Raw genomic sequence first — 11,852 nt, 5'->3', positions numbered from 1 at the left:
ACATGAAAGTAAGAACAGGGGATCAGTCTTAGTGAAATAAACACGACCGGCCCTGACCTGCCGTTGGATATTTCTCACCCGAATGGCTGCTCCGCAGCATTTCCGCTGAATATGTACTCAAATGTCGATGGGCATGTAGCCTGCGCTGCGGGCATCTCTTGGGCTTACGCCGAAGTGCTTCTTGAACTCACGGCTGAAATGAGAGGGGTTGTCATAGCCGACACGGCGGGCGGCTTCGTTTGCGGGCAGGCCTTCGGCGAGAATGAAACCTTTGGCGCGACCTAATCGGGTGGCTTTCAGATATTGTAGCGGAGACGTTCCGGTGATGGCCTTGAATGCGCGATGAAACACCGGCACGCTCATCCCTGCATCGCGGGCCAAGACCTCGACTTTGAGCGGGTCAGCATAGTTTTCGCGGATCGTAATAATACTTTGAGAAACACGGCTATGATGTGTGTCCCCTTGTGCCAGCGCGCGGAGGGAGGGGCCATGTGGGCCTTCGATCGCGTGGAAAAGGATCTCACGCAGGATACCAGCCCCGAGTGCCTGACTGGCCGCATCTGAGCACAGCGCGCGCATCAAACGATGGACCGCATCGCGCATATCGCCGTGCAGCTCAGCGGGCGCTACGCCCAGCGACGTCGCCGTGCGGGAGACGGGGCCATCCAGCTCCATCAACTTCAAGAACGCGATCAAATCTGCACGTTCGATATCAACAAACAGGCCCAACATAGGGTCATCAGGTGTCGCATGCGTCTCGCAGTCGAAGGGTAGCGGCACGGACAGCACAAGGTAATGATCAGGGTTGTAGTGGAAAACTCGGTCACCCAGATAACCAATTTTATTTCCCTGCAAGATCAGCACTAAACCGGCGTTGTAGATCAGTGGTGCGCGCGCGACCGTCTCGGTAGACCAAAAGAAGCGCACTCCCGACAGCGCGGTTTTGACAAAACCTGCACCGGCTTCAAACCCGTGCCGTTCTTTCAGCTCTTCAAACAAGTCCATGGCTGGTCTCCGTTAGTGGCGCGACACGAAAATAGTACATAAGCGGCGATCTGCGCCAGTCGCAACCCGCAATGCGATAGGATTGTGCAAGTCTTCAATAGGTTCCTTCATTCCCTGACCGATCGATCTCCCCCATCTAAAGCCCATCAAATACCAAGATTGAAAGGGTCAAAACAGTGACGCAGACCACCAAACCACTCGCCGTCATCACCGGAGCTTCTTCGGGCATCGGGGCAGCAATTGCGCGGCACTTGTCTGACGCAGGGCATCCCCTGTTGCTCCTCGCGCGTCGCGCAGATCGCCTTGAGGCGCTCGGCTTGCCGAACACGATATGCCGCTCTGTCGATGTGACCGACACAGCTGCCTTGTCCGCTGCCATCGACGAGGCGGAGGTCGCTTATGGTCCTGTTGATCTCTTGGTGAACAACGCGGGCGTCATGCTTCTCGGGGCGCTGGATGTACAAGACCCTACAGAATGGCAGCGCATGTTCAATGTGAACGTACTTGCGTTGCTCGGTGCGACGCAAGCGGTCTTGCGCGGCATGAAAGCGCGCAACGGCGGGACAATTTTGAACGTCAGTTCTGTCGCAGGCAAGAAAACTTTTCCCAACCACGCCGCCTATACGGGCAGCAAATTTGCCGTCACAGGGATTACAGAGAACCTACGCGAAGAAGTTGCCGACAGCGGCGTGCGCGTGATGGCGATCTATCCGGGCGCCGTGGAAACCGAGCTACTGAGCCACACCACCGACAAGGATATTGTCGACGGCTATGAGGACTGGAAAACCTCAATGGGGGGAGTACTGGTGGCGGACGATATCGCCCGGGCGGCAATGTTTATGTATGCACAGCCACAAGGTGTGAACATCCGCGACATCACTATCGCGGCGACACGTCAGCCGGCGTAAGTCAGGAAACTCATCACAACTGCGGCACTCGAAATCTCGTTTTGAGTTGTCAATGCAAGTCCAAAAAAGCAGTCATTCGTGGAAATTGCAGCGAATGACTGCTCTCCGCCGACTAATGTTGATCGACGCGAACGGCCCTGAGCCGACGTTGGCCAGATGCCCGAACACTGCATTGCAGCTTCCCCGAAGCAGACGTTCGATCCATTTTGCAGGATTGTTGTTTGCCAAAGGTCTGCAATGCAGACGCAGTGAGCTTTCGAAGCGCCAAGCCGTTAACCACTTTTGAGGACTTCAAAAAACGGCGCTTTTCTCCGGCGAAACCATTTGAGCACAACCTCTGTGCGATGGCATCGGAGTAACTTAGCGATCAAACTCCTTAGTGAAGCGTTGCTCCGCTGAGGGCTTGGCCGCAAAATGCGAATAGTATTGTGGGTGCGCCGAGGGATCTGGTGGGTCTTGTTGGGGGCTGCATGCTGACGTGTGAATTTATTATGTCGTCAGGACATGTGCGCAATAGGCAGAGGTCCCTCCCATCAGGGCCGCTCCCGGAATTTCATCAGCCATCATCTGAAGTGTCTGAGAGGTAACTACAACGGTAAGAATTTCGGCAACACCTTGCCAAACAATGGACCGGTGCACGGCTAATTTTGGCCTTAGTTAGCTTCCAGTTTGGAAGCAATGAGGACGGGTAGCCAAGTGACGGAAGCCATGCGGAAGATATTGCGTGCAATTCAAACTCAGTCTAACGGCGAAAGTGCCGAAGGACTGCCACTTGCTGCAATGATGACGGCGCTTGTTGTGCTGTTTTTCGGCGGATTGATCCAGTCGATGACCTATCTTAACCACGACGTGGCTTGGGTGCTGTACTCTGCCGAGCGCTTGCTGGACGGCGGCACATTCGGAAGTGAGATCATTGCGGCAAACCCACCACTGATCTGGTGGATCAACGTACCGGTGGTCTGGCTGGCGCGATTGTTGGAGACCGATCCGATCAACTCTTTTCGAGCGGTGGTGTTGATGATCTTGACTATCAGCCTTGCCGCGAGCGACCGGATACTGTCGACTAGCGGTATGCACCCCCGGAAACGGGCCGGGCTGTTGATTGGCTTGGCGCTAATACTGACGCTAGGCGTCAACCGCGACTTCGGACAGCGCGAGCACCTGGCACTCTCACTTTGCCTGCCATGGTTGCTAATAATGGCGCGCCGCGTTGAGGGCATCGCCCCAAGCTGGGCTGGTGCGTTGGTTGCGGGAACTGCGGCGGGTATCGCGATTTGCCTCAAGCCACATTTTCTTGCAGTGCCCGTGTTGGCGGGGCTTTTTGTGGCGTTTCGTTGCCGCAGTTTGCGTCAGGTACTGAGTCTCGAAAGCGCGGCAATTGTGCTTACTGGTGTGTTCTATCTGGCCGCAACATGGGCCTTTGCCAGACCCTACCTGACCGAAGTCGTGCCGCTGATCTCGCAGATCTACTGGGGGTTCAGTCATTCACTCACGCAGGAAATATTCAGCCAGTCCTTCCCGATCATCCTTTGTTTCACGGCGCTGATTGTCGGTTGGAAAAACAAAGAGGCGCCTGCGGCAATGATCACCGCGTTGGCCGCCTTGGGATTCCTTGTGGCGGCGCTAGCACAGGCCAAAGGCTATACCTATCACATATATCCAGTCGTTGCGCTGACCCTGATGTCGCTTGCATTAAGTGTGCTAGCCTCGCCGCTGCGGCGTTTTAGGGCTGTTGCCACGGGCGCCCTTGCGGGCGGGCTGTTGTTGATGACGCTTCAGAGCACCGCAGCGCTTGGCAACCGCATGGCAGGCGGAGCCTATGGCAGGACGACGGCCTGCCTTGTCGATATGGTGAAGCTGCATGTACCCAAAAATGCTAGTTTTATGGCATTCTCAACGCATCCATACCCAGGCTTTCCGGTCGCGAACTATAGTCAGCGCCGCTGGGTGGCGACCACGAATAGCCGCCTGCCCCTGCCCGCCATCGTGCGGCTGAGGGCTGCGGGTGACCTGCAGCCGCAAGCTACCCGCGTGCTGGCGCTGGCAGAGGCCGCCGAACGGGCTGCTGCACTAAAGGATATGGGGCAGCGCCCTTCTCTCGTCTTCGTGGATAACCGCACTACGCGACATGCCATTGGCACCCTGCCAACAGATTTTATCAAATTTTACACCGAGGACCCGGATTTTGCCAGGATTTGGTCAAATTATTATGAAATCAACACATGTGCGCCAGGCATACGGGCGTTCAAACTCTTGAAGGAGTCCTGACCCATGCAAAACTCGCCGCTTTCCAATACCGCCGTAGTGATCCCCTGTTACAAAGCTGCGGGGAGCATCGGCGCAGTTGTCGCCGAGGTGCCCGAGGGAGTCGGGCGGATTTACTGCGTCAACGATGCCAGCCCCGACAACCTTGCCGAGGTACTGTCCGATCTAGCCGTCAAGGATTCGCGTGTGCAAGTACTGACCCACGAGATTAACGAGGGGGTGGGCGCCGCCACGGTAACCGGATACCGCGCGGCCATCGAAGGGGGCGCCAAGTTGATCGTTAAACTGGACAGCGACGGACAGATGGATCCAAGGCTTATACCAGCGTTGATCGATCCGATCTTACGTGGCGAGGCGGATTACGTGAAAGGCAACCGGTTCTTCGATATTTCCAGCGTGCAAAAAATGCCGACATTACGGCTTGTTGGAAATGCCGGGTTATCGTTCATGAGTAAACTCTCCTCCGGCCTATGGCACCTGTTCGACCCGACCAACGGCTTTACCGCGATCCATGCGGATGTTGCGGCGATCCTACCACTGGAAAAGCTGCACAAGCGTTACTTTTTCGAGAGTGACCTTCTGTTCCGTCTGGGCACGGTGGGCGCGGCGGTACACGATGTTCCCATGGAGGCGGTTTACGGCGACGAAAAAAGCGGGCTCAGCGAGTTGGAGGCACTGCTGAAATTTCCCGGGCTGCACGCGCGCAACCTTATTACGCGGGTGTTTTACAACTACTTCCTGCGCGGTTTCTCGACCGCCTCGCTGATGCTTCTTATGGGAAGTTTGTTGTGTGCCTTCGGTGGCATCTATGGCGTGAGCCAGTGGCTTGAAAGTGCGCGAAGCGGCGCCCCGGCGACGGCGGGCACTGTCATGCTGAGTGCCTTCCCGGTACTACTGGGGGTGCAGATGCTGTTAAGTTTCCTCAGTCATGACGTAAGCGCCTCGCAGCGTCCAGCAGTGCATCAGCATATCGCCCGCGTGCGGGTGTTGCGAGCACAGCCAATCCCAGCACCAGCAGTGCCTGAAGTTCCTCAGGTGGTGGGTGTAGATATTGAGCAATCAGCGCGCCATGCGGGTTATCCGCGAGAAACCTTCTACTAGTCCGCTCGCGGCGACGTTGCATAAAAGCAGGATCGGGCGAGCGACTAAGGCATTCGCCACCGCCTCGGTCAGCGGCAGCCCGAGAAAGACAAGAACCCCTGCTGCACCCGCCTCGGCAACACCAAGTCCGGCGAGCGATAGCGCCAAGGCACCGGCCACGTTAAGTCCGGCAAGCATGACCCAAGCCTCGAACAGCGAAAGCGGGCGCCCTGCGGCGGCAAAACCCGCCGCCACCCCGAGGGATGCCGCCAGCCACAGCGCCAGCGTGAGAGCGGCTGCAGGCGCTCGGTTTGCCGGCGTGGCAATGTCAGTTTCTGGTAAGTTGCGTAAACGGTGAATCAGCCGTCCCGCAAGGCTGAGGGTGATATCAATGAAATAGAGCGCCGCGAAACATGCGATCGCTGCCGCGCCGCAAAGCAACGGCATATGTCCGGTAGCGGCCAGACCGGCACAACCCAGGCCCAGAACGGCACATACATCGCGCAGCCGCGCGACGGCGATTAGCGTAACGGCGGGGGCAACGGCGAGTCCCACCATGCGGCCCGCTAGCAGAGGAAAGACCAAGTCTCCGACACCCGAGGGCGCAAGGATAAAGACAAACTGGTGACGCCCCGCCAGTTTCACCCACCGCCGAAGCCCCGACTCTCCTGAACCAGCCAACTGGCAATACAGAGCACCACGCAGAACAAGCACAACCAGATACGCGGTGAGAGCGGGAAGCAGCAAAAAGGGGCGGACAACAGCAAGATCAATACTACCGATATCGGCAACCCAGAGCATCAGGATTAGCAACGCCAGACTAATGGCGATGGCAATGAGGCTGCGCCTAGATATCATAGCCGAATTCGGTGGCAGCATGACCACAAATTGCCCGTTCGACCGCCGCGTCGCGCAGGTTCGTCCCGGCGGGGGCGGGGTTCACTCGTTGACTGAACTCGTCCGTGGCCAATGTCTCAGCCTGAATCGGCAGATCCAGCACCCTGAAAATCCGCGTGAGCGTCGCGTTTCGCACGGTCCTGTCGCTTGAGAAAATATCTTCACTACGGACCTGCACATACTCCTCGGCCTCACCCGCCAGCGCGGCGATGCGGTTGTTGCACCAGATCCATTGGTGCAGACTTTTTTCGAAGGGAGTGAGCTTGGGCCAGCCGTCAGGGCGTGGCGCGGGAAATGGTTTAGAAAAAGGTACGTAGTCGATCACATGACGATAGCGAGACGAGGCCTTGAACGTGGTCATCGACTGCGCCCATGCCCCGGGCTCGCGAACCACATGAACGATGCGCAAAGGCCGGGTGGAGAGAGGCAGCAGGTCAGTCACCGCGCAGAGGAAGGGATTGACCTCGATGCATTGTCCATCGCGGCCATGGAAGGTCTCTTGATGAGAGCGGGAGAGGCGGCGGGTCCTTGCGCCGAACAGGCCGCAATCATTGCGTATGTTTCCGAGTATCATCAAACTCCGGCTGGGCGAAGGTTCGTGCTCAACATGCACATCCGGACAGTGCCGCCGGATGAGAGTTTCCAGAAACATCGTGCCCGTGCGACCTGCGGAGAGTACATAGTAAAGTGGGCGCGTGGGCGCCGCAAGCGAGGGACCGTCGGGAAAGGTAGTCATAGGCAGTGCTGCTCAGATTTATTAGCCTTCTCTAGATATAAGACATCGGACATCATAAGGGAAGCCGGGTCGCGTCAGGTTCATCCTCACCGGCACTTTGCCCTCTGGCGTCCTACGAGCAAGATCGACACTCTCTTGCCAATACCAGACTACCCAAGAGGTCATTTCTGTTGTTTTTGTCTTAACGCCAAAGAAAAACGTTACGAAATTCTATGTCCCATATCCCTCGATAAGACCCAGTTTAATTTTAAAGATTTCATAACGGATGGTAAAGACGCGGAGGTTCTTTGTGCGTCCAGTATTGATTGATTGGGGCTGTAAGGAGACTTTTGCTGCGCAATTTACGAACGGCAGCACAGGACCGTGCGTGCCTTATGTTCCGAGTGAAGGCCGAGGCTTTGCAAAGATCGCGTCCTTGCGCATTACAACCCTTAGTGCGTGGCGCGGCAAGAGCTACCGCACAGGCAGGGGGGGGATGTCGGCTTTTCACTATGAAAACCAATAATGCGCACCTGCAGTGAATGTCTGCAAACCGCCCTTCCAGTGTATGCCCTTCGTCATGCTGCGCCCGGCATGAATGTCTTGGGAGGGCTGGGACCGGTCATCCGGTTGGTCGCGCCGAAGCCCGCAAGGTCAAGATTTGCGGGACGCAGCGCCGCAAGTCCAGTTTGAGCCCAATTTGCAGATATTTTGCCATGCAGTGAATGGCAGTTCCTTCCAACACACCAGCATCATTGGCAATACTGCGTCAGGTCAACGCGATTGACGCGCCGACTGGCTGCACCCAATCATCGTCCTTATCTTCTCTTTTCAGTGTAGACACCATGCGCGTGGTGAGTGGTTTTCATAACCTCAAATACTCCAGTCATGGACATGGACGTCTTTTCCTGAATGACCTTTAAGAATGTCGACTGCAAGCTTTTCGCGTTTTTTGTCTGAAACGCGCACCCACAGTAGAATGCCACCTTTCGCAATCTGGTCCGCGTAATAGTCTTTATGATGTTGGTGAACCCTTCGCGCCAAGAGCACCCCAATTGCCGCAGCAGGCAAACCCACAATCGCAACAGCAGCCGCAGTGGCCGTAGCAGTCACTCCTGCCGCCGCCGTCGCTATTTAAGATGGGATAAAGAACGCGCCACCGATAATCACGCCCTCCAACTCACCGATACCTTCTTCTGAAACGAAGGCCGCGCGAGGTACATGCGGGTCGTCTTCCATGTCTTTAGCGCTAAGATAAGCAGAGCCAAATTTTTCCTGCAAGGCGTGGTCATTGCCCAGAACGCTCAAGTCATAGCGACTAAAGCCAACCATACGCAGGTCGTAGAACGCTTTTTGAAAGCTATCAAAGGTCTCAAACACACCTACGGCTTCGGGCACTTCAATGACGATTGTACTTTTATCATGTTCATGAGTTTCGTTTGCCACGTTAATATCCAATCACAGTTTAGTGCCTAGCGGATAATATTATATGCGAGTCTGTATCCGCGCGCGCCAACCTACGCCAATAGCGCGCCCCAACCCGGTTGAGCCTAAGAAGGGAAATGAAAATTAGCAAGTAAAGTGTCGACAGAGTAATCCGCAAGCAGCCGCTGGAATACCTGCAGCGAAAGCACACTTTGTCCGCATTGCCGACATCGAACCGGGCAAAATGTTGCACAACTGTTCCAATGCCCGCTTCGGGGAAACTGCGGTGCGACGACGCAAGGTTTGGTCAATGTCGACTCCGGGCCGTTCGCGTCGATCAACACCATGGGCGGAAATCGGACCTTAGCTGCGGGTGCGGGGTCCGATCTCAAACCTAGCTAAAGCCGACATTCATCAGAAAAATCACTTATACCATGATGCCAGAAAGTTATGGCCAGACATACACACCGATGACGGGACCATGTAAACTCAACAGCAGCACATAGAGCCCTAATCCCCCCAATAAACGCAAAAAAACTGAAGCGCTGTTTTCGCATCCTGACAAGAGTGAGCCTGCACGCGTTGCAACCCAAAGCGCATCATAATCTTTGTCCACCTCACTCATCTTCCGGCGGGTTCTCTGGTTGATCATTTTACATCCGAGCAAGGCGAAGATACCGAATGCGGCAAACAGAATAACATGAGATAAATCACCATTTGGCAAAAGATGCGCAAAAGACCAAAGCGCAAGCGCAACCAAGAGTGGATGACGGGTCAGCCGTACGATCCCTGGATGCGCTGGCTCAAAACTTTCGTTGCGTGCCCCGCCGAAGGAAAACGGATTTGGACGGGCTATGCTAAAGGACAGCATTAAACAAACCACAAACATGATGGAGATCGTAACATACGGCATCCAAGCCGCCTTTTCCCAGAGCGGCACATAGGGCGCACGATTGGCAGCCACAATCAACCATACAAAGATCACAAGAGACAGAATCGAATAGATAAGACCAAAGCCTTTTGCTCCGATACGAGCCACAATCCACGGCTTAGCAGATGAGCGAACCGGAATGGTGTGGCTCAGAAAGAATGCCGCAGCGGCCAAAATAAAACTGCCCCATCCACTCATCTTATTATCCTCTATTACGCCAAAAACTTTACCCAGGCATACCGCAGCCGACCACACAGCCAAGTATCATCACAAATAGAAAAATCTCTTGGCAAAGCCAGAGGCACATATAGTGGAACAACTGACATTGACGATTGTCAAATCACCGCAAACAACATCTTTCATCAGTTGTCATCCATATAAACCCTCACTAGGGTCACAGCGAGAAAAGCGTCACATTGCATATGCCAAAGGCTCCACCATGCGTCGGGATATTACACAGATCGCGAAAGCATCACTGTTATTTCAAAATGCTCCGACAGAACTAGTTAAGCCGTTGCTAGAGAGTGCTCGTGTTACCCGCCACACGCGAGGTGAAACGATTTTCATTCAGGATGACCCGGCGGAGGCGATCTATATCGTGGTAAACGGTTGGATAAAATTGTACCGGATCGCCGCCAACGGCACCGAAGCGGTCGTAGGCACGTTCACAAAAGGACATTCCTTTGGTGAGGCAGTCGCACTGCGCTCCGCACGATATCCTGTATCAGCGGAAGCCGTAACAGAATGTGAACTGATCGCCATCAATGCTGTCACGCTGATCCAAATGCTCGAAAGCAATCCAAAGATTGCAATCTCCATGCTGACCGCCACGTATGCGCATCTCCACAACTTGGTATCTCAGGTCGAACAGCTCAAATCCCGCACAGCCCCGCAAAGAGTCGCAGAATTCCTACTGGAGCTTTGTCAAGGTTCAGACGGGCCATGCCAAGTCATTCTGCCCTATGACAAAACGCTGATCGCAGGACGTCTTGGCATGAAACCGGAAAGTCTGTCGCGTGCATTTGCAAAACTAAAAGAACACGGTGTTCACGTGAAGCAGAACACTGCTGAGATCAAAAGCGTCAACGCTCTCCGCAATTATGTTGAAGAAGACCCTGCATCTTCATGGACACGTTAAAATGTTTACCCATCAGGTCAAAAGCAGCTAAATTAATAAATCACAGGCTGACCTTAACCGTCATTCCTCCGGTGGCTGCGCGACGTTTGTTATAAATTCGGACAGCTTGACAGGTTCACTTTACTATTCACGAACGCCAACCGTCCTGTGTGGGGCTGCGCTATGTTGGCGGAGAGGTAACAGACGGACGTGGCGCACGAGAATGGGTCAAGATGGGCCAAAACACTCCTGCGACCAATGCAAAGGCAAAACACCAAACCAGACCGGACAAAAACACCAGCGGCGTATACAGGCCCCAAAGGTTCATTCCACCAAGCCATCGCATCAGGGCAGCGACAGGCAGCAAAACATACGCGATCACCATGGCAGAAGGGGCCACCAAAGGTCGTCCGGAATGCCCGAGAGATGCGCGTGACATCACCGAAACCGTCATGCCTCCAACGCCGCCAACGGCCAAAAAGTGCAGTCCAGCGACCTCGCTTCCGAAACCGACCATTGCAAGTCCCCAAAGCACGAGACCGACCCCGACAGTTCCGTAGGATAGATGCAGTGTCCATAGAATAGGCTGGGACCATTGAAACCGGTTCTGCCATTTTGCGACTCTGATCAGCGCAAACAATCCCACGATAAGAGTGATTATGCCGGATAGCAGCGTATCAGGATAAAGGAGCTGCACTACCGGCAGGGCAATCGCCAAAACCAGAGCAACCGGAGTAAACACTGCAGGATCAGCGAGCTCTGCGACCTCAATCCCTGCTCTATGCATGGCATTGCGCGTGAAGGCTGGTGTAACCCTTCCTCCCAAGACTAGGATCATGGCAGCCAAAGAAAGCAAACCAACCCTAAGACCAATGCCTGCGCGCCCCGTGATGTGTCCCCCCCAGTCAAGCAGCACCAAACAATCGCCAACCCAGAAAAATGTGAGAAAGATCAAAAAAACCAAGTTCTGTGGCTTGGGCTTGCGAACCAACTGAGTGGCGATCTTGGCTCCGAGAAAGGGCGCAAAAAGCAGTTCGACTACTGCGACCCCGGCAAGAGGGAGATTGTCGATATAAAGGATTGCTACACGGGCAAGAAGCCAAATCAACGCTGCCGCACCGATATAGAAATGGCGAGCGGCCTTGGCCCCTGTCCAGTTTGGAACTGCGGTTAAAAAGAACCCGGCCAAAGTCGCGCCGCCATAACCAAATACCAGTTCATGAGCATGCCAATCACTCGGGCTAATACGTTCGGGTGTGATATCTAACCCACCAAAATAAGCCGCAAGCCAGAGGGAAAGAGAGAAAAGAGCGAAGAACACCGCACCGAGAAAAAAAACGCGAAACCCTTCGCCCAGTATCAGTGAGAAAAATCGTTTCATCACCGTGATCCTATTTTTGCAAATCAAAAAGACTTTCACAAATCCAAGCCACAAGCGTCTTAACCAAAATCAAGGAGAGCAGATCATGCCGGCGCGAGAAGGTTTCCAGCCGCATCAGACAGACCGAA

At 54.7% G+C, this 11,852-nt stretch carries 11 protein-coding genes; 4 read left to right on the top strand and 7 right to left on the bottom strand.

Annotation, left to right across the window (positions count from 1 at the left end):
- Positions 1-117: 117 nt before the first annotated feature.
- Complete coding sequence (locus KO492_RS03840) at positions 118-1,005, bottom strand: AraC family transcriptional regulator (RefSeq protein ID WP_216043748.1); 888 nt, start codon at positions 1,003-1,005, stop codon at positions 118-120.
- A 176-nt stretch (positions 1,006-1,181) separates the two neighbouring features.
- Between KO492_RS03840 and KO492_RS03835 the strand changes: the two genes are divergently transcribed.
- From KO492_RS03835 to KO492_RS03825, 3 genes are all read left to right on the top strand, one after another.
- Positions 1,182-1,913: an SDR family oxidoreductase gene (locus KO492_RS03835; RefSeq protein ID WP_216043747.1), complete on the top strand. Its 732-nt coding sequence runs from the start codon at positions 1,182-1,184 to the stop codon at positions 1,911-1,913.
- 696 nt (positions 1,914-2,609) lie between these two features.
- Positions 2,610-4,181, top strand: a complete 1,572-nt coding sequence (locus tag KO492_RS03830) for a hypothetical protein (RefSeq protein ID WP_216043746.1) — start codon at positions 2,610-2,612, stop codon at positions 4,179-4,181.
- A 3-nt stretch (positions 4,182-4,184) separates the two neighbouring features.
- The gene (locus tag KO492_RS03825) at positions 4,185-5,279 is read left to right on the top strand and encodes a glycosyltransferase family 2 protein (protein ID WP_216043745.1); all 1,095 of its coding nucleotides are present in this window, start codon (positions 4,185-4,187) and stop codon (positions 5,277-5,279) included.
- Here KO492_RS03825 and KO492_RS03820 read toward each other — a convergent pair.
- From KO492_RS03820 to KO492_RS03805, 5 genes are all read right to left on the bottom strand, one after another.
- Entirely contained in the window at positions 5,238-6,116 is an 879-nt protein-coding gene (locus tag KO492_RS03820) for a lysylphosphatidylglycerol synthase domain-containing protein (RefSeq protein WP_216043744.1), read from the bottom strand. The two genes, KO492_RS03825 and KO492_RS03820, sit on opposite strands and share 42 nt — an antisense overlap.
- On the bottom strand, positions 6,106-6,891 hold the full coding sequence (locus KO492_RS03815; protein WP_216043743.1) for a hypothetical protein: 786 nt from the start codon (positions 6,889-6,891) through the stop codon (positions 6,106-6,108). Before KO492_RS03815 ends, KO492_RS03820 begins: the two co-directional genes overlap by 11 nt.
- A gap of 852 nt (positions 6,892-7,743) precedes the next feature.
- The gene (locus tag KO492_RS18615) at positions 7,744-7,983 is read right to left on the bottom strand and encodes a hypothetical protein (RefSeq protein ID WP_252735262.1); all 240 of its coding nucleotides are present in this window, start codon (positions 7,981-7,983) and stop codon (positions 7,744-7,746) included.
- A gap of 21 nt (positions 7,984-8,004) precedes the next feature.
- Positions 8,005-8,316 carry a hypothetical protein gene (locus tag KO492_RS18610; protein ID WP_252735261.1) on the bottom strand — a complete coding sequence of 104 codons (312 nt, stop codon included), beginning with the start codon at positions 8,314-8,316 and terminating at the stop codon, positions 8,005-8,007.
- A gap of 427 nt (positions 8,317-8,743) precedes the next feature.
- Positions 8,744-9,424, bottom strand: coding sequence for an NnrU family protein (locus KO492_RS03805; protein WP_216043742.1), 681 nt, complete (start codon positions 9,422-9,424; stop codon positions 8,744-8,746).
- 112 nt (positions 9,425-9,536) lie between these two features.
- Here KO492_RS03805 and KO492_RS03800 point away from each other — a divergent pair, with 112 nt between their 5' ends.
- The gene (locus tag KO492_RS03800) at positions 9,537-10,364 is read left to right on the top strand and encodes a Crp/Fnr family transcriptional regulator (RefSeq protein WP_354668222.1); all 828 of its coding nucleotides are present in this window, start codon (positions 9,537-9,539) and stop codon (positions 10,362-10,364) included.
- A gap of 160 nt (positions 10,365-10,524) precedes the next feature.
- On the opposite strand, the gene KO492_RS03795 is transcribed toward KO492_RS03800, so the two are convergent.
- A complete protein-coding gene (locus KO492_RS03795) occupies positions 10,525-11,724 on the bottom strand; it encodes an NnrS family protein (RefSeq protein WP_216043741.1) in 1,200 nt (399 codons plus the stop codon).
- Between the last annotated feature and the right edge of the window lie 128 nt (positions 11,725-11,852).

The sequence above is a fragment of the Celeribacter halophilus genome (genome assembly GCF_018860305.1).
GTDB classification, from domain to species: Bacteria; Pseudomonadota; Alphaproteobacteria; order Rhodobacterales; family Rhodobacteraceae; genus Celeribacter; species Celeribacter halophilus_A.
Note: the sequence above shows the minus strand (reverse complement) of the source record. Positions and strands in the feature narration are given on the sequence as shown.